The sequence below is a fragment of the Streptomyces avidinii genome (assembly GCF_045161815.1).
GTDB classification, from domain to species: Bacteria; Actinomycetota; Actinomycetes; order Streptomycetales; family Streptomycetaceae; genus Streptomyces; species Streptomyces avidinii.
In genome coordinates this window covers 7,176,081-7,199,141 of record NZ_CP108863.1, presented here as the reverse complement: position 1 = coordinate 7,199,141, position 23,061 = coordinate 7,176,081, and the positions used below count along the sequence as shown (strand labels likewise).

Genomic DNA, 23,061 nt, shown 5'->3' with positions numbered 1-23,061 from the left:
GGCCACCTCCGTACGGAGGTGGCCGCGTCCCGCGTCCTGGGCGTCCCGCGTCCTGGGCGTCCCGCGTCCTGGGCGTCCTGCTCAGCGGGCGACTTCCGCCAGCACCTCCAGACGGCCCGTCAGCAGGCGCTCCCGGCACAGGCCCCGCTGGACCTTGCCGGAGGAGGTGCGCGGGATCGCGCCCTTGGCCAGGGCCACGACCCGGTCGGGGGCGTGGCCGAGCTGCTCGCGCAGTCGCTGCATCACCCGGGCCGCGATCTCCTCGTGGTTCTCGAAGCCCTTCGCGGACTCGAAGGCCACAACCATGCGCTCGGTGTCAGGCACCGCGAAGGCCGCGCACACGGGCCGTACGCCCTCCACCTTGGCGGCGACGTGCTCGTAGTCCTCCGGGTAGAGGTTGCGGCCCGAGACGATGATCATGTCCTTGGCGCGGCCGCAGACCACCAGGCCGCCGTCCTCGGTCCGGTAGCCGAGGTCGCCGGTGTGCAGCCAGCCGTCGCGCAGCACGGCCGCGGTCGCCTCCGGGTCCTCCCAGTAGCCCTGCATCAGCGAGGGGCTGTGCACGCAGATCTCACCGACCCGCCGTTCGCCCAGCGGCTTGCCGTCCGCGTCCCTGATCTCGATCCGGACTCCCGGCACCGGAGGTCCGCAGACCGCCAGCGCGCGGGCGTCGGGGGCGTCGGCGGGCACCGGCGCGGCCACCGCGCCCGGCTGGAGGCCGTCCCGTGACACGTGGTCCCAGACCAGGGGCCGGGTGGCCTCTCCCATGGCCACGGCCAGGGTGGCCTCGGCCAGCCCGTACATCGGGGTCATCGCCTGCGGCCGGAGCCCGTACACGGCGCCGGCCTGCACGAACTGTTCGAGGGTGGCGGCGCGGATCGGCTCCGCGCCGTCCCCGCACACCTCCAGGGCGGAGAGGTCGAGCTCCCGCGGCCGCAGCCGCATGCCCTGGGCGGCGAGCCCGTAGGCGAAGTTCGGGGCGACCGTGCTGGTGGCCCGGAACCGGGAGAGGGCGTCCACCCAGGAGTCCGGCCTGGCCAGGAAGTCCTCCGGCGGCTGGAGCACCATCTTGATCCGGTAGGCCATGCCGGAGAGCACGGAGATCAGGCCCATGTCGTGGTAGAGCGGCAGCCAGCTGACGTGCACGCTGCGGTCCCGCTCCAGTTCGAGCCGCTCGCAGCAGACGGCGGCGTTGGTGAGCATCTGCCGGTGGGTGAGTGCGACCGCGCGGGGCAGGCCGGTGGTGCCCGAGGTGAACTGCAGGTAGGCGAGGTCCTCGGGTCCGACCCGTACCGGACCGCTGATCTCCGTCCGCTCCGCGGCCAGTTCGCCGCAGGTCAGCACGGGCCGGTCACCGGTGATCCGGCCGGTGACGAAGTCGCCGAAGGCATCGGCGACCACCACGCAGCGCGCGTCCACGTGGTCGAGCCTGCGGTTGATCTCGGCGATGAACTCCGGCAGGTCGGAGAGCCGGTGCGGCAGGGGCAGGATGACGGGCACGGCGCCCGCACGCCAGACGCCGAAGAGGCTGAGCAGGAAGCCGGGCGAGGTGGACGAGACGATCGCGACGCGGTCCCCCTTCGCGACGCCCGCCCGGACCAGCCCGCCCGCCACCCGCCGCGCTCCGGCGGCCAGCAGCGCGTAGGGCAGCGGTGTCCGATCCAGCCGCCGGTTCACCACGGTGATCCCCCGGGGGGTGGTGGCGGCGAGTTCCAGGACCTCGGGCACGGTCACCGCGCCGAACATGTCCTCGGGACGCGGATGGTCCATGTTCTTCTCTCCCCCGTTCATCCGGCGCTCCGCGCCAGAGCGTGCAGTTCGTCGATGAGGCGGTCGGCCAGGGCGCGCACCGTCGCCTCCGTGTGGAGATTGCTGCTGTACGTCCACACCAGCCGCAGGGTGCCGTCCGAGGCCATCGCCATCAGGTCGAGGGTCCTGGTCCGGTGGCCGAGGTCGCTGCGGTGGTGGCCGAAGGAGTCGACGACCGGCCGGGCGTCGCCGGTGAAGTACTCGCTGACGTCGCCCCAGTAGTTGAAGCCGATCTCGGGTACCGGGACCTCGGCCATCCGGGCCCGCACCGCCGGATCGGGGTGCAGGTACCTCAACAGGCCGTATCCGACACCCTGGTGGGGCATCTCGCGGATCTGGCCGCGTACCGAGGCGAGGTCGCCCGGCCGCAGCACCAGCGGAGACAGCGTGGAGAAGCGGGCGACGGTACGGGAGATGTCCAGCGGGCCGAAGGCGCGCTGCCGGCCGTGGCCCTCGACCTCGACGACCAGCTCCGGCTGCCCGGTCCAGTCGGTGACGGCGCGGGCGAGGGCGGTCAGCAGCACCTCCCGGATCTCGGTCCCCTGCTGTCGGGCGAGCCCGTTCAGCACGGCGTCCGCGGTCCGTCCGGTCACCTCCGTGAAGTGGCGGACGGCGGAGGCCTGCGCGTTGGGTCCCAGCCGGTGGTCCACGGGCAGCGGTGCGGGAGACAGCTCGGCGAGCCTGCTCCAGTAGGGGAGTTCCGCCGTGACCTCCGCGCTAGCCGCGTGGGCGTGGAGCTGCTCCGCGGCCTGCGGCAGCGAGGCCGTCTTGGGCGGCAGGACCGGTGCGTCGCCCCGCTCCAGGGCGAAGTAGGCGGTGCGCAGGTCCTCGTAGAACACCCGGGAGGAGTAGTAGTCCATGACCAGCCAGTGGGCGCTGACGAGGAGCCGGGGGCGGCGCCGCGGGCCCAGGTCGAACTGGGTGAGCCGGACGGTCGTGCCGGTCGCCAGGTCGAGCCCGCCGTTGCGCAGGGCGACGTACCGGGCGATCTCCGCCTCGATGTCGGCATCGGCGACGGCGCCGAGGTCGACCTCCGTGACCGCGGACGCGTCCAGGGGCCGCGCCGCGGGCAGCTCCGCGTACGGCTCCTGCTCCTGCGCGCTGCGGAACTCGGCGCGCAGCCCGTCGTGGTGGGCGAGCACGGTGGTGAGGGCCTCGCGCAGCGGTTCGGGGTCCAGCCGCCGGTCCAGTTCGAAGACGGGCCACATGCCGTTCCAGTGGTCCGCGTCGGCGAAGTCCTGCTCGAAGAACCAGAGCTGACTGGGCGACAGACCGGCCCGTCCGGTGATCTCCCGCTGGTCCGCGGCGGCCGGCGAGCGGTCCGTGGCGAGGGCGGCCTGTTCGGCGACGGTCGGGTGGGCGAAGAAGTCCGCGAGGGTGAGGTGGAGCCCCTGTTCGGCGGCCTTGGCCACGGCGCGTACGCCGAGCAGCGAGTCCCCGCCGAGCGCGTTGAAGTTGTCGTGGCGCCCGATCCGCTGCACCGGGAGTACCGCGGCCCAGGCGCGGGCCAGGGTCTCCTCGGCCGGGGTGGCCGGCGGTTCGTCCCCCGGGGCGGTGGCCTCCGGCACCGGCAGCACGCGCCGGTCGAGCTTCCCGTTGGGGCCGATCGGCAGTCGCTCCAGGGTCACCACGGCCGAGGGGACCATGTAGGAGGGCAGCTTGGCCGCGAGGTGGGTGCGCAGCTCCTCCTCCACGAGGTCGGCCCCGCTCTCGGGCACGGCGTAGGCGATGAGCCGCCGCGCGTCCCTGGCCACGACGACCGCGGTCCGTACGCCGGGGTGGCCGGCGAGCACGGCCTCGATCTCACCGAGTTCGATCCGGTGACCGCCGATCTTGACCTGGAAGTCGTCCCTGCCGAGGAGTTCGAGGGTGCCGTCGGGCCGGTAGCGGCCGAGGTCGCCCGTGCGGTAGAGGCGTTCGCCGGTGACCGGGTGGACGATGAACTGCGCCGTGGTGCGCTCGGGGTCGTCCCAGTACCCCTGGGCCACGCCCGCGCCCCCGATGTGGAGGTCACCGGTGACATGATCCGGCTTGTCGGTGAGTTCGGCGTCCAGGACATGGAAGGTCTGGTTCCGCAGCGGGGTGCCGTACGGAACGCTGCGCCACCCCGGATCGATCTCCTCGATCGGGTGCCAGATCGACCAGATCGAGGCCTCGGTCGCACCGCCGAGGCTGATCAACTCGGGCGCGTCGGCGGCGACGGCACGGACCCGGCCGGGCAGGGTCAGCGGGATCCAGTCACCGCTGAGCAGGGCAGTCCGCAGCGATCGGGGGAAGCCGGCGCCCTGCTGTTCGCAGTGCTCGACCAGCAGCTCGAGCAGTGGCGGGACGGTGTTCCACAGCGTCACCCGGTGCTCGTCGGCCAGGGCGGCCCAGCGGCCGGGATCGCGGGCCTCGCCGGGTGCGGGCAGCACCAGGGTGCCACCGGCTCCGAGCACGCCGAAGACGTCGTAGACGGACAGGTCGAAGCTGAGCGAGGACAGTCCGAGAACGCGGTCCTCGGGGCCGACGGCGAAGCGGCTGCTGATGTCGTCGACGGTGTTGACCGCCGAGCGGTGGCTGATCATCACCCCCTTGGGGCGGCCGGTCGATCCCGAGGTGAAGATGACGTACGCGAGGTCGTCGGGGCCGGTGACCGGCGCCCCGACCCGTCCTTCCGGTCCTTCCGGTCCGTCCGGTCCGTCCACCTCCGGCTGCCGGTCCACCACCAGGGCGGTGACGCCCGCCGGGACGTGGCCGCCGGGCTGGACGAGGGCCACCCCAGCGCGACCCGCCCCGATCAGCTGGTCGATGCGCTCCTGCGGCAGGCCCGCGTCCACCGGCAGGTAGGCCGCGCCGGAGCGGAGCACGCCGAGGACGGCCGGGATCTGCTGCCACCCCTTGTGCATGAGCACGGCGACGAGGGTGTTGGGGGCCGCGCCGAGCGCGCGCAGCCGGTGGGCGATCCGGTCGGCCATGCGGTCGAGTTCGCCGTAGGTGAGCGTGGTGTCGGCCGTGATCACGGCGGGCGCCCCGGGCCGGGCGGCGGCCTGCCGCCCCATGGCGGCGTGCAGGAGCTCGTCCGGCAGCGGCCCCCCGGTGTCGTTCACGCCCTCGCGCACGGCGCGCTGCTTCGCCGGCAGGGTGACCGGGGGCGGTATCTCCTGGTCCGCGACGGCCCCGACCAGGTCGAGGTAGGCGGCGAACATGTCGTCGAGCACGCCCTCGGGGAACATCTCCTCCACGGCGTCCCAGCTGATCAGCAGATCGCTGCCGCGGGCCACGACCTGGTTGTCGAGGTAGACCTGCGGGGTCTGGGAAATGGCGTACGCGGTCTCGAAGACCACGCCTTCGAGGGATCCCAGGCTGTCCTGCTCACGCAGCAGGCTGGTGAACACCACGGGCATCCGCGCCCGGGTGGTGTCACCGCGGCGGCCCAGCTCGCGCTGCACCTCGACACCGCTGAAGCGGGCGTGCGCCAGGTCCTGACGCAGCTGCCTCTGGATCCGCTGTGCGGCGCTCGCGAGGTCGGGCGCGCCGCCGAGATCGCATTCCAGCAGGATCGTGCTGGTGAAGTCGCCGATCAGCCGGTCGATGTCGGCGTGCCAGCGCGGGCGGTCGGCGAGGGTCAGGTTGAGCGTGAACCGGGAGCTCCGGCTCCAGGTACGCAGGACCTGCGCGTAGGCGGCGCACAGCAGCACGGAGGGGGTGACGCCCAGGGCGTTGGCGCGGTCCCTGAGCTGCCGCCACACCCGACCGGTCAGCCGGCGCTCGCGGCGCACGAAGGCGGGGGCCGCCCCGTCGCGGGCGACCGGGCGTACGGGCAGTTCGGGAGCGGGCGGCAGGGTGTCCAGGCGGTCCTGCCAGTACGCGCGGGCCTGCTCGTGGCCCGGCTGCGTACGGTGCGCGGCAACGCCGTCGAGGTAGTCGCGGAAGGTCGGTTCGGGCGCCGGGCCGAGCGAGTCGGGGTCGAGGACCAGCCGGATCCACTCGGCCAGCAGTACCTGGATGCTGCCGGCGTCGACGAGCAGCAGGTCGATGCTGATGTGGAGGCGGAGCCGGCCGGGGTCCAGCCGGTGGGTGCGGATCTCGTACAGCGGCCAGGTGTGCGGGTCGAAGACCTGGGCGGCCATCTCCTCGCGGGTCTCTTCGAGCCGACATCGGCCGTCGGCCTCCGGGACACCGCTCAGGTCGCCGTGGCGGAAGCGGTAGTACGGGACCTCCCGCGCGACCTGCTGGCGGCCGTCGGGGAGCAGGGTCGCCCGCAGCATGCCGTGGCGGCCGATCAGGGTGTTGAACGCCTCTTCGACGCGCTCGCGGTCGGCGGTGAACAGGTCCACTTCCAGGTAGAAGTGGGCGGAGCGCCCGCCGAGGTCGAACCCCCGGCTGCCCAGCCAGTACGCCTGCTGGACGTCGGTGAGGGCGAAGGGGTCGTGATCGTGCTCGGGATCCGGAACCAGCTGCGGGACCGACCCGCCGTCCGTACCATGGTTGAGGAGCGCACCGGTGAGCGTTTCGAGCGTGCAGTGGCCGAAGAACAGCTCCAGCGGGAGGTCGACGGTGCACGCGGTGTCGATCGCGGACTTGAACCGAACGGCGTCCAGCGAGTCGAGGAAGAGCGGTTCCTGCGGGTCGATCCAGCGGTCGTAGTCGCTGTTGACGCCGGCCAGCAGGTCGCGAATCTGATTGAGGCCCTTGTCCTGGTCAGGGATGGGCACAGCGGATATCTCTGACATCGGTCCCCCGTATCAACCAGCCAGTCATGCCGGTTTGAGAGTGTTATTGCGATGTGGCCTGCGCGTCGGCAACCTTGCGCAGGTAGGAATAGATGCCACCATTTCGGGCAATCCAGGCAGTAAGTCGGGGTGAGAGGGCGCTGACCACGTCCGCGACCTTCTCCATGACGGGAGCCACGGTGATCTCCACCCTGTTCTCGCGGATGCACTTCAGCACCGCGCGCGCGACCTCGTCCGGCCCCACCCGGCCGAGCATCGGCGGGCGCCGGCCCGCCTGCCAGCCCGCGGAGATCCCGACATCGGCGATCAGCGTGGGGTAGACCGCCGACACCCCCACACCGGTCCCCCGCAGCTCCTCGCGCAGGGACCAGGTGAAGCCGACGAGGCCGTGCTTGGCCGAGGAGTTGATCGTGGCGTACGGATAGGCCGTCCGCCCGCCCACCGAGCCGATGTTGACCACATGGCCGCGCCCCGCCTCGAGCATGTACGGGAGTACGAGTCGGGTCATCGCCTCGGCCCCGAAGAGATTCACGAGCAGGACTTTCCTGATGTCCTCGATCGAGGCGTCCTGGAACCGGGTGATGCATTCGATCCCGGCATTGTTCACCAGCAGCGCGGGCGGCCCCAGTTCGCTCCGGACCGTTTCCACGATCCGCCGCTGGGCCTTCTCGTCGGAAATGTCGGCGGGCACCACGAGCGGCTTGTGTCCGTGTCGGCCGATCCTTTCCGCGGTGTCCCGCAGGCCCTCCTCCGATCGGGCGACGAGTGCCAATCGGACACCCGCTCTCGCCAGTTGTTCGGCGATGTGCGGGCCGACGCCGCGCGAGGCCCCCGTGACGATTCCCACCACATTGTTCAATTCGCGCACGAACATCGTCCTTTGCCGAGAGTTACGGAACTAGCGGGACGGCTGCGGAGCGCCGCGACCGCCGGACAACAGCTGGACCAGGACCGCGACGCAGCACAGCAGTGCTCCGGTCAGCGCCACGGCGCCGATGCCGACGTGGTCGAGCACCGCTCCGCCGATGACCCCGGACAGTCCGATGCCCAGGTACAGGGCCGACGCGTTGAGCGCGAGCAGCAGGCTGCCGGCGCCCGGGGAGAGTTCGAGCAGGCGGCGCTGGACCGGCGGGTTGAACCCCCAGCTCGAGACGCCCCACACGAACAGCAGCACGGCGGCGAGCGCGGTGCTGTGCACCACGGACAGCGCCGACAGTGCGATCACGCTGCCGGACACGGCCACCAGCAGCGGCAGCCGGTAACCGAACCGGTCGGCCGCGACACCGCCGACGACATTGCCGATCGCGCCGCCGATGCCGTACCCGAAGAGCAGCAGGCTCAGCCCGGTGCCGTGCGCACCGACGGTGTCGGCCAGCACGGGAGCCGCATAGGTGTACACGGTGAACACCCCCAGGCTGGCGGCCAGGGTGATCCCGAGGACGCTGACCACGCGCGCGTCCGAGGCGACCTCGACACGCCGGCGCAGCGACACCCGCGGGGGCGCCGCGACCTCGGGCACGGCCACCGCCACGGCGACCGCCGAGAGCGCGCAGAACGCCGCGACCAGCCAGAAGACGCCCCGGTACCCGAGCGGGCCGACGAGCAGCGTGCCCGCGGGGACCCCGACGATGGTGGCCGTCACCAGACCGCCGAACACCCAGGCCGCCGCGCGCGCCCGGCGCTCCGGTCCGCTCAGTTCGGCGGCGACGGCGGTGGCCGCCGGGGTGAACACCGCGGCGCCGACGGCCGTGACGATCCGGGCGGCCAGCAGAATGCCGAAGTTCGGCGCCAGCGCGGCGAGTGCGTTGCCCACCGCGGCCACCAGCAGCGCGGCGACGATCAGCGGACGACGGCGCCACCCGCCCATGGCGACGGCCAGCAGCGGGGAGCCGATCGCGTACGCCACGGCGAAGGACGTGGTCAGCAGCCCCGCCGTGGAAAGGGATACGGACAGCTCCTCGCTCAGCTGTGGCAGTACGCCGGTGACGACATAGCCGCTCGTCCCCACTGCGAACGCTCCGAGCGCGAGCGTCAAGACCTTGCCCAACACGAAATGAACCCCCTGCCCCCGGCCGGTCGGTGCCGATTGCGATCATGGCACGGGCCACGAAGGCCACGCGAACCGGAGTCATCACCACACTCCCACAACAGAAGTTGCAGGCCAACGGGGGTTTTGCGCCAAGATCGACCGGCCCGGGTCCGGGCGCGCGCGAGCCGCCCGCGGCAAGGGACACCTTGCGGCGGGCGGTCACACAGCGGGCCCTACGACCGGATCACTCCTGGCCGGAAGCCGACGGATTCGCAGAGGCGACGCCCAGCCGACGGGCCTTCTCGATGTCGGCGGCGGAAGGCTTGACCCGGCTGAACTCGTCGTGCCCGACCACGGTGGACTTCCACTGGTCGGCGGCCGTGGTCCCGTAGCTCAGCAGCCACTGGGTCACGATCCGCTCCTGGCTGCCGCCGATGTACTGGCCGCTCCAGGTGGCGACGGAGTGGGCGTTGCGGTAGGCGTTGCGGTAGGCCACCGTCCATCCGACGGCGGTCCCGCTGCCGTCGGTGGCGGGTGCGCTGTCGTAGCGGCCGGTCATGACGTAGCGCTTCTCGGCGTTGCCGACGGCCGACTCGTAGGTCCCGACGAACCCGCCGTTCGCGGCCTTGGTCACGACCATGGTCGAGCCGAGCTGGTTGTACCAGGTACCGAGCACGGACGGGCGGCCGTTCGCCCCGTCCTCGGTCCCGGCGATCTCGGCGGACGCGGCCGCCGGGGTGTCCGCGGAGGCACTCGCGGAAACCGTGCCGAAGGTCAGGAGCGTTGCGCTGAGAGCTATGAGGACATGGCGTACACGCGTCACGAGATCGATCCCCCTGTGCGGGCCGACGGCCCGGTCCGGCTGCCGGTGACGGCAGAGGGCCACATGGCCGCTTTCGGGGAAAAGCGTAGGGCGGCGCGCTTCCGACGGGCCGGATGCCCCGCGCGAATGTCGGAGTTCGTACCAAGAGTCGGCGCGATTCGTTCGCCCGCCTGCCCCCGGGGAATTCCGGAGGCAGGCGGTCCGTGTCAGTTGCCGTCAGTTGTCGCGGACCGCGACGATGCCGTTGAACACACCGACGTACGCGGTGCCGTCGGGGCCGAGGGTGATCGGGGCCCAGTTGTTGTCGTAGAGCGGACCGGTGCCGGTCAGCTGACGCCAGCGGCGCTCACCCGTACGGAAGTCCACGGCCGTGAGGTACCAGGCGTCGATGCCCCAGACGTTGGGTTCCTTCTCGTAGAAATAGAGCAGCCCGTTCGCGGTGGAGAGCTTCGGGACCACGGAGGGAGCGCGGATCGCGCTCTCCCAGACCGTGTCGCAACCGCTGCCGTCGGCGCGGACGTCGATGCGGGTCACGCCGCCCACGACGGACTTGCCCAGCAGCAGGGTGGTGGGGTTCTCGTAGCCGTAGTTGTTCTCGACGACGATGCTGTTGCCCCAGGTGATCAGGGAGTTGTCGGTGGTGGAGGCGCCGGAGCCGAAGACCGGCACCTTGCAGACCAGCCGCCGGTCGGCGGGCACGTCCACGCCCCGCCTGAAGACCAGGACGTTCATCCGGTCGTCGGCGTTGTCCGTGATGGCGACGTAGCCCGGGCCGAAGAGGTCCGGGGTGGTGCCCGAACCCTGGTTGACGGAGCCGGGCTTGGCCGCCGTGCCCCGGTCGTAGGTCTGGCGCCACTGCACCTCGGGGGTCCCGTCGGCTCCGGCGCGGAAGCTGTACAGCGCGTGGTCGGAGACGATCGAGACACCGTCCTCGGCGACGGAGAAGGAGTTCTGGATCTCCTCGCCGCGCAGCTGGACGGAGCGGATCCGGTCGGTCGCCGGGTCCACCGTGCCCACCCGCCCCTGGCGGGTGACCCACCAGATCCGGCCGCTCCAGTCGGGCATCACCGAGGTGACGGGGTCGCAGGTGCCGCTGGGCCACAGGTTGGTCCAGGTCACGCAGTCGTGCGGGACCTGCCCGGTGAGGTCCCAGTCGTCCTCGACCGTGAATTTCCAGCTGCCGTCCGGGTTCTGCGCGTGGGCGAGGCGCAGGATGTGCTGGCGGGAATCGGCCAGCACGGCCCGGTCCTGGTGGTCCAGGTAGAAGTAGGCGCCGCCCGAGGTGTCCTTGAAGATCTTCGCGAAGTCGAGCGAGGTGATCGCCTCGACCGTCGAAGAGCGCTGCGGGAGCTGGTACTCCGCGAGCGTGGCGAGCGTACGGGGCTCCAGGAGCTTGACCTTGAAACCGGAGAAGGTGCCGCACACCGTGACGATCCGGCCGCCCGAGTCGAAGGTGGCGGTCGCGCACTCGCCGCCGAGGGCGGCGATCTTCTCGCTGGTCACCTTCGGGTTCCTGCCGAGCGGACCGGACCAGGGGGAGGTGGCGCTGCCCGCCGCGTCGGAGTGCATGCCGCTGCGGCCGTTGGGCGCGAGGAACGGGTGCTGCGGCGGCGCCTCGCCGGGCAGCGGGGCGGCGGCCGCGGGGCTGCCGTCGTAGTGGGTGACGAGGCGGTGACCGGGGGCCTTGGGTATCTCCTCGGCCTGGGCCGGCGAGCCGCCGTACATCACCGTGAGGGCGGCGACGACGGGCAGCACGGCACAGTTCAGCGATCTTCGGAACATCCGGGCTTCCTCCACTTCTCTTCAGCCTTGTTGACAATGCGTCTGATGTCGCGCCGCCGCCAGACGCTAGATCGCACTGCCCGAGGAGTCCATGGATGGGCCGGATGATTCATGAAGGCGCAACAGTCGATCAAGGATTGAGGCTGGAGACCACGTTCGCGGTGGCCGTCAGGCCGTCGTGGATGGTCGCGGCCATGCTGCTGCTCGCGAGGTAGAAGCCGAGCAGCGCGCAGACGACTGCGTGCGAGAACTTGAGCCCGCCGCTGCGCAGGAAGATCCACGCGAGGATGAGGAGCAGGACGACCACCGAGAGGGAAATCACCATAGAAACCTCCTTGCTCGCCGTCATGGTGGCGCAGGAGGGGGTGCCTTCGGGCGAAAGACGTGTCCGCCGTACGGGTGTTGACCGTCCGTGACGAGCGGTCGGTCCTTGACGATCTCGTCCCGGTGGGTAGCAGGTGTCCCAGCCCTGTTCATATGCGTCCGCTATTGCAAAGTGCCGGCAACAATGCCGGACGGGTCAGAAGAACACGAACCCGGTCACAACGCGGGCCGCCGGCCGCAGGGGGCTTGTCGGGCTCCCGCCCGCCGTGCCATATATGTCTAGACCTTTAAGGAAGCCGAGGAAGGCACCCCGTGCGACGCAGCGCCCCCACGCTCGCCCTCTGCCTGGCCGCCCTGAGCCTCACCGCCCTCACGGCCTGCACCGCGCCCGACACCGAGCCCCCGCCCGCCCCCGCCGGACTGACCGCCCAGGCCGGCAGCGCCACCAGCGTGCACGTCATGTGGGAGGCCGCGGCCGGCCGGGACGGGGTGATCGGCTACCAGGTCTTCGAGGCCGACCACATGGTCCGTGAACTCCCCGCCGAGAAGACCATGGTGGACATCACCGGCCTGGCCCCGCAGACCGGTTACACCTTCACGATCCGGGCCAAGGACGCTGCCGGAAACCTCTCCGGCCCCGGCCCGGCCGCCCGGGTCACCACCCCGGCGGCCAAGGCGGAGGACCTCAAGGCCCCCACCACCCCGGCGACCACCACCGCCCGGGCGACCGGCCCCGGGTCCGCCCGGGTGTCCTGGACGGCGGCGACCGACGACACGGGCGTGACGGCCTACGACGTCTACCAGGGCGGCGTACGGATCCACACCGCGGGCCCCACCGAGAGCGACACCGCGCTGACCGGCCTCCAGCCGGACACCGTCTACACCTTCACCGTCCGGGCCCGCGACGGAGCGGACAACTCCTCCCCCGACGGCCCGGCGGTGGACGTGACGACCCCGCCCGCCTCCGGCGACGGCCCGGGCACCGCCCCCGCCGCATTCGGCGTGACCGCCTCCCCGGGCGCGGTCACGCTGACCTGGACCGCCCCGGACACCGGCCGCGAGACCACCGAGTACGAGCTGTACGTCAACGGACTGCCCACGACCGTCATCCAGTTCGGAGCGGGCGCGGTGCCCAGCGGCCGGGCGGAACACCGGCTCACGGTGACCGAGCCGGCCGGCACGGTGTGGGCCGTCAAACTGCGGGCCAGACTCCCCGACGGCAACTGGGGATCCTTCTCCGCGGAGCGGCGGATCACACTCGTCGCGTGAAAGAAGGTACCGATCCGCCCTGAACGGCACGGCCGCACAGGAAGATCGCGCACAATACATCCGTGTTCGGTGAGTACTCGTTCAATGACAATCAGGCAGACTCCGCGGACGGCGATCCAGGACCGGACCCCTGCCCGGTGCCGGGCAACCTGCCGCCGGAACCTGCGAGCTTCGTCGGCCGGGAGCCTGAACTCCAGCTGCTCGACGACCTGTTGCGCGAGCGAAGACTGATCACCCTCACCGGGGTGGGCGGCGTCGGCAAGTCACGGCTCGCCCTGCGGGCCGTCGCCGCCGCCCGACGGGTGCGGCCCGACGGGGTCTGGTGGACGGAGCTGTCGCCGCTGCGCGATCCGAGCCTGCTCACCGCCACGGTCGCCCACACGCTCGGCCTCGCCGACCACTCCCCGCGCCCTCCCGACGAGGAGCTGTGCGCGTGGATGGCGGACAAGGAACTCCTCCTGGTGCTGGACACCTGTGAGCATCTGGTGGCCGCCTGCCGCCACCTGGTCGGTGAACTCCTGCAGTCCGCACCGGGTCTGACGATCCTGGTCACCTCCCGCGAGCCGCTCGGCATGCCGGCCGAGGAGGTGGTCGAGGTCCGGCCGCTGCCCTGCGAGGGACCCGACAGCGACGCCCTCGCCCTCTTCCGGGCCCGCGCGCTGGCGGCGGCCCCGCGGGCGGCGGCCGTCTTCACCGACCCCGCCCGGAGCGCGCTGGCCGCCGAGGTGTGCCGGCGCCTGGACGGCATCCCGCTCGCGCTGGAACTCGCTGGCGCCCGGCTGCGGTTGTGGACGCTGGAACACATGGCCGAGCGGATCGGCGAGCGCTTCGAGGTGCTGTCCGACGCCCGGGCCGCCCTGCCCCGCCGGCACCGGACGATGCGCACCACCATCGGCTGGAGCCACGAACTGTGCGAGCCGCTGGAGCGGTTGCTCTGGGCCCGGCTCTCCGTCTTCACGGGCGACTTCGACATCGCCGCGGCCCGCGCGGTCTGTTCGGGCGGCCCGCTGCCGGCCGCCCGCGTGGAGCGCGTACTGGCGGGCCTGGCCGCCAAGTCCGTGGTCCTGCGCACCGAGGAACGCGGCGCCGGGGCCCGCTACCGGATGCTGGACACGATCCGCGAGTACGGGCAGGACTGGCTGGTCGAGCTCGGCGAGGTGGGGATCGTCACCGACCGGCACGCCCACTGGTACGCGGCCCTCTCCCAGGCCGCCGACCGGGGCTGGATGGGCCCGGGGCAGGTGGACTGGTACCGCAGGATCACCGCCGAGCACGCGCAGCTGCGTACCGCTCTGGAGCACCTGCTCACCGCCGACCCGACGGCCGCGCTGGAGATGGCCGGGGCACTGTGGTTCTACTGGTTCGCGTGCGGGCACGTGCACGAGGGCCGCGGCTTCCTGGAACGGGCCCTGCGGGCCGCCCCGCGTACGGGGAGCGCACACAACCAGGCCGTGTGGGCCCTCGGGCTCACCGCGCTGCTCCAGGGCGACATGGAGGCGGCCCAGCAGCTCGGCGACTCGTGCTCGCGGGACGCCGCCCGGCTCGCGGACCCGGAGCGGGAGCTGCGCGCGGCCTACCTGCACGCGGTCTCGGTGCTCATGCCCGGCGACCCCGTACGGGCCCTGCGGCTCGCCGGCCCACGGGCCCGGGCCGGTCACGGCGGGCGCACCAGCGGCGCCGGCTGGCTCCTGTGCAAGCTGGCCACCGGCTACGCCCTGTGCGACCTGCGGCGTTTCGAGGAGGCGACCGAGGAGGCGCAGTCCCTGCGGGAGGCCTGCGTGGAGCTGGGCGAGCGCTGGCTGCGGGCGTACGCGGACTACGTCCTGGCGGTGGCCGCGCTGGGTATGGGGGACCACGGGGAGGCCGCCCGGCACGTACGGGCCATGCTCTCCGGGAAACGGCTGCTCGGCGACCGCTTCGGCATCGCGCTGGGCCTGGACCTGCTGGCCGCGGCGGTGGCCGGACTGGGCGACGGGGAGCTGGCGGCGCGGCTGCTGGGCACCGGGCACGCCTGGTGGCGCACGGTCGGCCGGCCGCAGATGGGCGGCTCGCCCTCGCTGACCGCCCTGCGGAATCAGGGCGAGCAGCAGGCCCGCGCGGCGATCGGGGACGCCGCGTACGAGACGGCGTTCCTGGGCGGCGCGGCTGCGCCCACCGGCTGATCGGCGGCCGGTGGGCCCGGTAATCGGTCTGGGTCCTGGGCTCCCGTCAGTACGGGAGGGGTCTGCCCGACGGTGTGCGCAGGTCCAGGTCTCGGGGGGCGGGCTTCGGGACGGGCTTACGGATCAGCTGCTGGCGCATGCTGCCTCCTCGCTCAGACCAGTGCCGGGCGGCGGGGTTCCACCGTGCGGCTGTCGGGGAGCAGTTCACCGGTGTCGTCGAACATCACGACTCCGTTGCACAGCAGGCTCCAGCCCTGTTCGGGGTGAGAGGCCACAATGCGGGCGGCGTCGTGATCGGCGCTGTCGGCGGTAGGGCAGGGTGGCTGGTGGGAGCACATGGCGCACCTCCTCGCGAAGTGGGGCGGGAGCGCCGGTGGTCACCCGGTCGAATCCGCGATCCACGGTGGCGGTGAGTATTACTGATCGCCGCCCCCGGACGGAACCCATATTCGCCGTCCAGTTCAGGGTGTGTATGCCCGATTACCATGCGCTCATGCCCGCTATCCGGATCGTTCACCGCACGTCTTTTCCACCGGTCGAGGCGTGGCCGATGCTCACGGACTGGGAGCGCCACGGCGCGCAGGTCCCGCTCACCCGGACGATCATCGAGACGGCTCCGCCGACCCACGTCGGAACGATCTTCACGGCCCGCACGGGCGTGAGCAGGATCACGTTCGACGACCGCATGGAGGTCGTCGTCTGGCGACCCCCCACGGAGGGTTTGCCGGGATTGGTCCGGCTCGAGAAGCGCGGCCGGTCGGTGACGGGCTGGGCGGAGATCGAGATCCGCCCCCTCGCCGCGGGCGGCTCGGAGATCCACTGGCGCGAGGAACTGCGGCTGCGCGGCCTCCCCCGCGCCCTGGACCCGGTGGTCGCGGCCGCGGGCCGGTTCCTCTTCGGCCGGGCCCTCGCCCGACTGCTGCGGCCCTGAGGGCACGGGCTAGGGTGCCGTGATCGCCGCGCCGGTGATCATGAGCGACCGAGGAGATTCCCGTGGCCACTCCGCCACAGCCCCAGCCCCAGCCCCAGCAGGGCGCCGGCCCGTACAACCCCTACACCGCGCCCGTTCCGCCGCAGAGCGGTCCGCCCGGACCGGGGTACGCCGCGCCGCAGCCGTACGGCGCGTACGGCACGCACCCCGAGCCCGGCCGGTACGGCTGCCGGCTGTGCGGGGCCTGGCCGGCCGCGCACGCGACCGTACGCGGCCACCAGGGCATGATCGTGCTGATGCGGTTCCTGAGCCTGCGCGGGCCCTTCTGCCGCGACTGCGGGCTCGCCACGTACCGCCGGATGTCCTCGGACACCCTGTGGCAGGGCTGGTGGGGGCCGCTGTCCCTGTTCATCACGCCCGTGACCCTGCTGATGAACCTCGGCCCGCGGGCGGCCTTCCGCAGGCTCGCTCCCCCGGCGGGCGGCCACCGGCCCGCGCTCGACCCGGGCAGGCCGCTGTGGCGCCGGCCCCCGGCCCTGCTCCTGATGGTGCCGGTGCTGCTCGTCCTGCTGACCGTCCCCGCCCTCGTCCTGCTCGGCATGCTGGTCGGCGACACGAAGCTGACCACGGGCCAGTGCGTGCGCAACGAGGGCAGCTGGACCGAGCAGGACCTGCGGGTCGAGTCCTGCGCCTCGCCCCGCGCCGAGTTCCGCGTCACCGGTCCGCCCTGCGCCGCCGGCGACTACATCGCCGACCCCGAGTACGGCCCGCAGGAGTTCACCACGCTCTGCCTCACGCGGCTGGGCCGGGCACAGGGTGCGGCCACCGCACCCGGCACCCCGCCCTCCACGGACTAGGCCGTCTCTTTCGGATCTTGTCGGCCGAGCCCGCGGCGTCCGGCGGCATGGGGTCTCCCCAGGCCCGCAGGGCCGAGGGGAAGCATCGCAAGGCGGAGGATCGTCCTTGTACCGGACGTACCGGGGCGGGCCCGACAACGCGGCGAGGTGCGGTGCCGGGCGTCGCGGGCCCGGCAGGATCCGGAAGAGACGGCCTAGCGGATCGGCATGCCGGAGATCGTGCGGGCGATCACGAGGCGCTGGATCTCGCTGGTGCCCTCGAAGATCGTGTAAATGGCGCTGTCCCGGTGCATGCGCTCCACCGGGTACTCGCGGGTGAAGCCGTTGCCGCCCAGGATCTGGACCGCCTGGGCGGTGACCTTCTTGGCGACCTCGCTGGCGAAGAGCTTCGACATCGAGCCCTCCGCCGATTCGAACGGCCGGCCAGCGACGGCCATCCAGGACGCCCGCCACACCAGCAGCCGGGCCGCGTCGATCTGGGTCCGCATGTCGGCGAGCTGGAAGGCCACGCCCTGGTTGTCGATGATCGGGCGGCCGAACTGGGTGCGGGTCTTCGCGTAGTCGAGGGCGACCTCGTACGCCGCGCGCGCCGTGCCGACGGCCATCGCGCCGACCGCGGGACGGGAGGCCTCGAAGGTGGCCATCGCCGCGTTCTTGACCCGCTCGCCCCCGCCGCTGCGCGCCCGCTCGTGGGCCCGCGCGAGGCGCTCGTCCAGCTTCTCCTTGCCGCCGAGCAGGCAGGAGCCCGGGATCCGTACGTCCTCCAGCACCACCTCGGCGGTGTGGGAGGCACGGATGCCGTGCTTCTTGAACTTCTGGCCCTGGGACAGTCCAGGGGTGTTCGGCGGGACGATGAAGGAGGCGTGCCCCTTGGTCCCCAGCTCGGGATCGACGACCGCGACCACGATGTGCACGTTGGCGATGCCGCCGTTGGTCGCCCAGGTCTTGGTGCCGTTGAGCACCCACTCGTCCTTGGCCCGGTCGTAGACCGCCCGGGTGCGCATCGAGCCGACGTCGGAGCCCGCGTCCGGCTCGGAGGAGCAGAAGGCGGCGACCTTCACGTCGTCAGGGGTCCCGTACATCTGCGGGATCCAGGTGCCGATCTGCTCCTCGGTGCCGTTGGCGACGACGCCGATGGCCGCGAGTCCCGTGCCGACGATGGACAGCGCGATGCCCGCGTCGCCCCAGAAGAGCTCCTCCATCGCCATCGGGATGCCGAGGCCGGTCGGGTCGAAGAACTGCTGGGCGTAGAAGTCCAGCGAGTAGATGCCGACCTTGGCGGCCTCCTGGATGACGGGCCAGGGAGTCTCTTCGCGCTCGTCCCATTCCGCGGCGGCGGGTCGCATCACATCGGCGGCGAAGCCGTGGATCCAGTCCCGTACCTGCTTCTGGTCGTCGTTCAGCTCCATGGTGAACTCCGCCATGTCCCCTCCACCTGTCTGTACTCGTCCCTGCGGCGGTTACTAGCGGTAACCTACGCGAAGGCCACAGTCTGTTACTGGCGAGTAAGCACTGTCAAGCACCGTCGACACCGGTCACGACGCCGGACGGGGTGGCCGCCGATTCGATCGACAGGGTGTACCGGGTGTTACGTTGCGTGGGCGTCACGCACATCGCAAGGGCGGGGAGAGAAACACGTCATGGAGACCACTCAGCGGGCCGGCGAGCCGGGAGCGGCCGAACGCCGCAGGCGGGAGCTGCTCGAAGCCGCCGACCGGGTCGTGCTCAGGGACGGCCCCAAGGCCTCCATGAACGCGATCGCGGCGGAGGCCGGCATCACCAAGCCCATCCTCTACCGGCACTTCGGGGACAAGGCGGGCCTCTACCAGGCACTCGCCGTCCGGCACACCGACGCCCTGCTCGACTCCCTGCGGGCCGCGCTCGACGCCCCCGCGGAGCGGCGCCGCCGGGTGGAGGCGACCCTCGACACCTACCTCGCCGCCATCGAGGCCCGCCCGCAGGTCTACCGCTTCCTCATGCACCCGGCCGAGGACTCCCACAGCGCCGAACGCGGCTTCGACGTCGGGCTGCACTCGGCCCCGCTGCTGCGCAGGCTCGGCGAGGAGCTGGCGGAGGTGATCGGCGAACGGGTGGACCTCGGCCCGGCCGGCGAACAGCTCGCCCGGATCTGGGGCCACGGCATCGTCGGCATGATGCACGCGGCCGGCGACTGGTGGCTGGGCGAACGCCCCTGCGACCGCGCGGAGCTGGTCACGGGCCTCACCGACCTCCTCTGGGGCCGCCTGGCCACCGCCGGCAACCGCCACGACGGCCCGGGCTTCTAGACCCCACCGGGGCCAATCCAGCCCCGCCGGGCCCCTTCAGCCTCGGCCGAATCCAGCCTCGCCGGCGTTTGAGGCGCGGGTCCGGGCGGAGCCCGGTGCCCGGCGGAGCCGGGTTTCCCGGGGCGCCGCCCCGGGCCCCGCGCCTCAAACGCCGGCGAGGCTGGAAATGCCTTCGGCTCCCCAGGGGGTCTTCCGTATGGCCCGCCGCAGGCGACGGGCGCGCAGGCCCGTCACGCGCTCCGCGTACACGGTCCCGTCGAGGTGGTCGCACTCGTGCTGCAGGCACCGCGCGAAAAAGCCGGTGCCCGAGATCCGGACCGCCGCACCGCCCGAGGTGAACCCCTCCACCACCGCGTGGTCGAAGCGCGCCGTCCCCGCCTCCAGCCCCGGCAGGGACAGGCACCCCTCCGGCCCGAGGAACTCGTCCCCGTCGGCCGTCACCAGCCGCGGGTTGACGATGTGCCCGACGTGGCGGACGTCCTCGTCGTCGGGGCAGTCGTAGACGAAGACCCGCTGCCCGACCCCGATCTGGTTCGCGGCGAGCCCGACGCCCTCGGCGGCGTACATCGTCGCGAACATGTCCTCGATGAGCCGGTCGAGATCCGGGCCGAATTCGGTGACTTCCGCGCACGCGGAGTGGAGCACCGGATCACCCAGCAGGCTCATGGTGCGGACGAGGCCGGTGGTACCGGGGATGGGGCGCTGTCGCATGGCCGTAAGCCTACGACGGGCGACTATATGAGGAGATCCGCGGCGGGGCGGGGGCGCCGCGGTCAAGGCCGGGGCCGGTACTGGATAGGCTGGGGCCGACCGACGCAAGGAGGACAAGGGACGATGGCAGGCAACACGGAGCCGCTTTCGCCGCGGGCCAAGCTGGCCGTGACGGCGGGCAAGGCCGCGGCGGCGGTGTCGCGGGCCGCGGGACGCGGAAGCGGATCGGTGATCGGTGGCAAGGTCGCACTCAGGCTCGACCCCGATCTTCTCGGCGCGCTGGCGCAACATCTCGATGTCGTCCTCGTCTCCGCGACGAACGGCAAGACCACGACGACCCGGCTGATCGCGGAGGCCCTGCGGGCCAGCGGTCCGGTCGTCTCCAACGCCCTCGGCGCCAACATGCCCGCCGGCATCACCTCGGCGCTGGCCGGCGGTTCGGACGCCAAGTACGGCGTCATCGAGGTCGACGAGAAATACCTGGCCGGGGTGGCCCGGGACGTCACCCCCAAGGTGATCGCCCTGCTCAATCTCTCCCGCGACCAGCTGGACCGCGCCGCCGAGACCCGCATGCTCGCGGAGAAGTGGCGCGAGGGCCTCCAGGGCTCCAAGGCGGTCATCGTCGCCAACTGCGACGACCCGCTGATCGTGTGGTCCGCCTCCTCCTCCCAGAACGTGGTGTGGGTCGCGGCCGGCCAGGAGTGGAAGGACGACGCCTGGTCGTGCCCCTCCTGCGGCGGCGTCATGCAGCGCCCGGGCGACGACTGGTTCTGCGGCGAGTGCGGCTTCCGGCGCCCGACCCCGACCTGGGTGCTCTCCGGCGATCACGTCCTGGACCCGCACGGCAGTGCCTGGCCGATCCACCTCCAGCTGCCGGGCCGCGCCAACAAGGCCAACGCCGCCACCTCCGCCGCCGTGGCCGCCGTCTTCGGCGTCCCGCCGCAGGTCGCGCTGGAGCGGATGTACCAGGTGCAGGCCGTCGCCGGCCGCTACGACGTGGTGAACTTCCAGGGCCGTGAGCTGCGGCTGCTGCTCGCGAAGAACCCGGCGGGCTGGCTCGAAACGTTTTCGCTGATCGATCCCCCGCCGACCCCGGTGATCCTCTCGGTGAACGCGCGCGGCGCCGACGGCACCGACACCTCCTGGCTGTGGGACGTGGACTACCCGCGGCTGCTCGGTCACCCGATCTTCGTCATCGGTGACCGCAAGCTGGACCTCGCGGTCCGCCTCGAGGTCGCGGGCCTGGACTTCCGGGTGTGCGAGACCCTCGACGAGGCCGTGCAGCTCGCGCCGCCCGGACAGATCGAGCTGATCGCCAACTACACCGCCTTCCAGGACGTGCGCCGCCGCGTCGGCAACTAGTACCCATAAGGACAAGAGCATGAGCGACAACAGCCTGCGTCTGGTGTGGGTCTACCCGGACCTGCTGAGCACGTACGGAGACCAGGGCAACGCCCTCGTGGTGGAGCGCCGGGCGCGCCAGCGCGGCCTGGACGTGCAGCGCGTGGACGTGCGCAGCGACCAGCCGATCCCCACCTCGGGCGACATCTACCTGATCGGCGGTGGCGAGGACCGGCCGCAGCGGCTGGCCGCGGAGCGCCTGCTGCGCGACGGCGGTCTGGAGCGCGCCGTCTCGAACGGGGCGATCGTCTTCTCCGTCTGCGCCGGGTACCAGATCCTCGGCAAGGAGTTCGTCAACGACCAGGGCCAGCGCCAGGAGGGCCTCGGCCTGCTGGACGTCGTCACCTTGCGCGGTGAGGGCGAGCGGTGCGTCGGCGACGTCCTCGCGGACATCGACCCGCGCCTGAACCTGCCGCAGCTGACGGGCTTCGAGAACCACCAGGGCGTGACCCACCTCGGCCCGACGGCCAGGCCGTTCGCCCGGGTGAGCATGGGCCGCGGCAACGGCACCGGCGACGGCACCGAAGGCGCGTACAACGACACGGTGTTCGGCACGTACATGCACGGCCCCGTGATGGCCCGCAACCCGCAGATCGCGGACCTGCTGCTGAAGCTGGCCCTCGACGTGAACGCGCTGCCGGCCATAGACGACCGGTGGTACGAGGCGCTGCGCGCGGAGCGCATCGCCGCCGCGACGCAGCCCGCGTAACGCCCGGCGGACCGCTCATCGGGGCGGCCCCGTCATCATGTGTTCGGCCCGGTTTTCCCTAGGGGGAACCGGGCCGACGTGGTTTCGTACGACGAGTGCGACCAGCATGTGGAGGATGGTTCAGCCCACCGCTCCACCGCTTGTAGGGTGGCCGTAGTTCCAACCGGACGACGTGGTCCGGTCGTCGGCCCACGTTGCAAAGGTCCGTTCCTGCCATGCGCATAGGTGTGCTCACTTCCGGTGGCGACTGCCCCGGTCTCAACGCCGTCATCCGCTCCGTCGTGCACCGCGCCGTCGTCGACCACGGCGACGAGGTGATCGGCTTCCACGACGGCTGGAAGGGCCTTCTGGAGGCGGACTACCGCAAGCTCGACCTCGACGCCGTCGGCGGCATCCTCGCCCGCGGCGGCACCATCCTCGGCTCGTCCCGGGTCCAGCCCGCGCACCTGCGCGACGGTGTGGAGCGCGCCCGCGGCCACGTCGCGGACCTGGGCCTCGACGCGATCATCCCGATCGGCGGCGAGGGCACCCTGAAGGCCGCGAACCTGCTCGCGCAGGGCGGTCTGCCCATCGTCGGGGTCCCGAAGACCATCGACAACGACATCGCCTCCACCGATGTCACCTTCGGCTTCGACACCGCCGTCGGGGTGGCCACCGAGGCACTGGACCGGCTGAAGACCACCGCCGAGTCCCACCAGCGCGTGATGGTCGTGGAGGTCATGGGCCGCCACACCGGCTGGATCGCCCTCCACTCGGGCATGGCGGCCGGCGCGCACGCCATCGTCGTACCGGAGCGCCCCTTCGACATAGAGCAGCTGACGGAGATCGTCGGCGAGCGCTTCTCCGCGGGCAAGCGGTTCGCGATCGTCGTGGTCGCCGAGGGCGCCAAGCCGAAGCCGGGCTCGATGGACTTCGAGGAGGGCGGCACCGACATGTACGGGCACGAGCGGTTCGCCGGCATCGGCAACCGGCTCGCCGTGGAGCTGGAGCACCGTCTGGGCAAGGAGGCCCGGCCGGTGATCCTGGGCCACGTCCAGCGCGGCGGCACGCCCACCGCGTACGACCGGGTCCTCGCGACCCGCTTCGGCTGGCACGCCGTGGAGGCCGCACACCGCGGTGAGTTCGGCATGCTGACCGCGCTGCGCGGCACGGACATCGTGATGGTGCCGCTCTCCGAGGCGACGTCGACCCTCAAGACGGTCCCGGCCGAGCGGTACGACGAGGCGCAGACGGTTCTCTGACGTCCCTTTTGTG

18 protein-coding genes are annotated in these 23,061 nt (G+C 71.9%); 8 read left to right on the top strand and 10 right to left on the bottom strand.

Annotated elements, in window-relative coordinates; all coding sequences use genetic code 11:
* Positions 1 to 81: 81 nt before the first annotated feature.
* From OG373_RS32565 to OG373_RS32535, 7 genes are all read right to left on the bottom strand, one after another.
* A complete protein-coding gene (locus tag OG373_RS32565) occupies positions 82 to 1,791 on the bottom strand; it encodes an AMP-binding protein (protein WP_405441982.1) in 1,710 nt (569 codons plus the stop codon).
* Positions 1,788 to 6,506 carry an amino acid adenylation domain-containing protein gene (locus OG373_RS32560; protein WP_405441981.1) on the bottom strand — a complete coding sequence of 1,573 codons (4,719 nt, stop codon included), beginning with the start codon at positions 6,504 to 6,506 and terminating at the stop codon, positions 1,788 to 1,790. Before OG373_RS32560 ends, OG373_RS32565 begins: the two co-directional genes overlap by 4 nt.
* A 61-nt stretch (positions 6,507 to 6,567) precedes the next feature.
* Positions 6,568 to 7,398 carry an SDR family NAD(P)-dependent oxidoreductase gene (locus tag OG373_RS32555; RefSeq protein ID WP_405441979.1) on the bottom strand — a complete coding sequence of 277 codons (831 nt, stop codon included), beginning with the start codon at positions 7,396 to 7,398 and terminating at the stop codon, positions 6,568 to 6,570.
* A gap of 24 nt (positions 7,399 to 7,422) precedes the next feature.
* Positions 7,423 to 8,574 (bottom strand): MFS transporter, encoded by a 1,152-nt coding sequence (locus OG373_RS32550; RefSeq protein ID WP_405441978.1) that lies wholly within the window; start codon positions 8,572 to 8,574, stop codon positions 7,423 to 7,425.
* A 223-nt stretch (positions 8,575 to 8,797) separates the two neighbouring features.
* A complete protein-coding gene (locus tag OG373_RS32545; RefSeq protein ID WP_405441976.1) occupies positions 8,798 to 9,376 on the bottom strand; it encodes a streptavidin in 579 nt (192 codons plus the stop codon).
* 216 nt (positions 9,377 to 9,592) lie between these two features.
* The gene (locus OG373_RS32540) at positions 9,593 to 11,158 is read right to left on the bottom strand and encodes a hypothetical protein (RefSeq protein WP_405441974.1); all 1,566 of its coding nucleotides are present in this window, start codon (positions 11,156 to 11,158) and stop codon (positions 9,593 to 9,595) included.
* Between the two features lie 130 nt (positions 11,159 to 11,288).
* Positions 11,289 to 11,483 (bottom strand): hypothetical protein, encoded by a 195-nt coding sequence (locus tag OG373_RS32535; RefSeq protein WP_030388219.1) that lies wholly within the window; start codon positions 11,481 to 11,483, stop codon positions 11,289 to 11,291.
* Between the two features lie 311 nt (positions 11,484 to 11,794).
* Here OG373_RS32535 and OG373_RS32530 point away from each other — a divergent pair, with 311 nt between their 5' ends.
* Positions 11,795 to 12,751, top strand: a complete 957-nt coding sequence (locus tag OG373_RS32530) for a fibronectin type III domain-containing protein (protein WP_405441972.1) — start codon at positions 11,795 to 11,797, stop codon at positions 12,749 to 12,751.
* Positions 12,752 to 12,813: 62 nt separating this feature from the next.
* Entirely contained in the window at positions 12,814 to 14,913 is a 2,100-nt protein-coding gene (locus tag OG373_RS32525) for an ATP-binding protein (protein ID WP_405441970.1), read from the top strand.
* A 152-nt stretch (positions 14,914 to 15,065) separates the two neighbouring features.
* On the opposite strand, the gene OG373_RS32520 is transcribed toward OG373_RS32525, so the two are convergent.
* On the bottom strand, positions 15,066 to 15,251 hold the full coding sequence (locus OG373_RS32520) for a DUF5999 family protein (RefSeq protein ID WP_030388211.1): 186 nt from the start codon (positions 15,249 to 15,251) through the stop codon (positions 15,066 to 15,068).
* A 155-nt stretch (positions 15,252 to 15,406) separates the two neighbouring features.
* Here OG373_RS32520 and OG373_RS32515 point away from each other — a divergent pair, with 155 nt between their 5' ends.
* Positions 15,407 to 15,844 carry an SRPBCC family protein gene (locus OG373_RS32515; RefSeq protein WP_397734307.1) on the top strand — a complete coding sequence of 146 codons (438 nt, stop codon included), beginning with the start codon at positions 15,407 to 15,409 and terminating at the stop codon, positions 15,842 to 15,844.
* A gap of 62 nt (positions 15,845 to 15,906) precedes the next feature.
* Positions 15,907 to 16,701 (top strand): hypothetical protein, encoded by a 795-nt coding sequence (locus OG373_RS32510; protein ID WP_405441968.1) that lies wholly within the window; start codon positions 15,907 to 15,909, stop codon positions 16,699 to 16,701.
* A gap of 194 nt (positions 16,702 to 16,895) precedes the next feature.
* On the opposite strand, the gene OG373_RS32505 is transcribed toward OG373_RS32510, so the two are convergent.
* Positions 16,896 to 18,125 (bottom strand): acyl-CoA dehydrogenase family protein, encoded by a 1,230-nt coding sequence (locus OG373_RS32505; protein ID WP_189973546.1) that lies wholly within the window; start codon positions 18,123 to 18,125, stop codon positions 16,896 to 16,898.
* Positions 18,126 to 18,341: 216 nt separating this feature from the next.
* Between OG373_RS32505 and OG373_RS32500 the strand changes: the two genes are divergently transcribed.
* Positions 18,342 to 18,986, top strand: a complete 645-nt coding sequence (locus OG373_RS32500; protein ID WP_405441966.1) for a TetR family transcriptional regulator — start codon at positions 18,342 to 18,344, stop codon at positions 18,984 to 18,986.
* Positions 18,987 to 19,130: 144 nt separating this feature from the next.
* Here OG373_RS32500 and def read toward each other — a convergent pair whose 3' ends face one another.
* Positions 19,131 to 19,697, bottom strand: coding sequence for a peptide deformylase (def, locus tag OG373_RS32495; RefSeq protein WP_405441964.1), 567 nt, complete (start codon positions 19,695 to 19,697; stop codon positions 19,131 to 19,133).
* 123 nt (positions 19,698 to 19,820) lie between these two features.
* On the opposite strand from def, the gene OG373_RS32490 reads away from it, so the two are divergent.
* The 3 genes from OG373_RS32490 (at position 19,821) to OG373_RS32480 (ending at position 23,048) form a co-directional block, all read left to right on the top strand.
* Positions 19,821 to 21,059: a MurT ligase domain-containing protein gene (locus OG373_RS32490; RefSeq protein ID WP_052873103.1), complete on the top strand. Its 1,239-nt coding sequence runs from the start codon at positions 19,821 to 19,823 to the stop codon at positions 21,057 to 21,059.
* 19 nt (positions 21,060 to 21,078) lie between these two features.
* Complete coding sequence (locus tag OG373_RS32485; RefSeq protein ID WP_405441962.1) at positions 21,079 to 21,807, top strand: type 1 glutamine amidotransferase; 729 nt, start codon at positions 21,079 to 21,081, stop codon at positions 21,805 to 21,807.
* Between the two features lie 215 nt (positions 21,808 to 22,022).
* Positions 22,023 to 23,048 (top strand): 6-phosphofructokinase, encoded by a 1,026-nt coding sequence (locus OG373_RS32480; RefSeq protein ID WP_405441960.1) that lies wholly within the window; start codon positions 22,023 to 22,025, stop codon positions 23,046 to 23,048.
* Positions 23,049 to 23,061 lie beyond the last annotated feature (13 nt).

Excerpts from the sequence above, each read along its gene's own strand:
- OG373_RS32540 (WP_405441974.1), bottom strand. The coding sequence starts at position 11,158 with ATGTTCCGAAGATCGCTGAACTGTGCCGTGCTGCCCGTCGTCGCCGCC.
- OG373_RS32565 (WP_405441982.1), bottom strand. The coding sequence starts at position 1,791 with ATGAACGGGGGAGAGAAGAACATGGACCATCCGCGTCCCGAGGACATG.
- OG373_RS32490 (WP_052873103.1), top strand. The coding sequence starts at position 19,821 with ATGGCAGGCAACACGGAGCCGCTTTCGCCGCGGGCCAAGCTGGCCGTG.
- OG373_RS32555 (WP_405441979.1), bottom strand. The coding sequence starts at position 7,398 with ATGTTCGTGCGCGAATTGAACAATGTGGTGGGAATCGTCACGGGGGCC.
- OG373_RS32515 (WP_397734307.1), top strand. The coding sequence starts at position 15,407 with ATGCCCGCTATCCGGATCGTTCACCGCACGTCTTTTCCACCGGTCGAG.
- OG373_RS32480 (WP_405441960.1), top strand. The coding sequence starts at position 22,023 with ATGCGCATAGGTGTGCTCACTTCCGGTGGCGACTGCCCCGGTCTCAAC.
- OG373_RS32500 (WP_405441966.1), top strand. The coding sequence starts at position 18,342 with ATGGAGACCACTCAGCGGGCCGGCGAGCCGGGAGCGGCCGAACGCCGC.
- OG373_RS32520 (WP_030388211.1), bottom strand. The coding sequence starts at position 15,251 with ATGTGCTCCCACCAGCCACCCTGCCCTACCGCCGACAGCGCCGATCAC.
- OG373_RS32485 (WP_405441962.1), top strand. The coding sequence starts at position 21,079 with ATGAGCGACAACAGCCTGCGTCTGGTGTGGGTCTACCCGGACCTGCTG.
- OG373_RS32535 (WP_030388219.1), bottom strand. The coding sequence starts at position 11,483 with ATGGTGATTTCCCTCTCGGTGGTCGTCCTGCTCCTCATCCTCGCGTGG.
- def (WP_405441964.1), bottom strand. The coding sequence starts at position 19,697 with ATGCGACAGCGCCCCATCCCCGGTACCACCGGCCTCGTCCGCACCATG.
- OG373_RS32505 (WP_189973546.1), bottom strand. The coding sequence starts at position 18,125 with ATGGCGGAGTTCACCATGGAGCTGAACGACGACCAGAAGCAGGTACGG.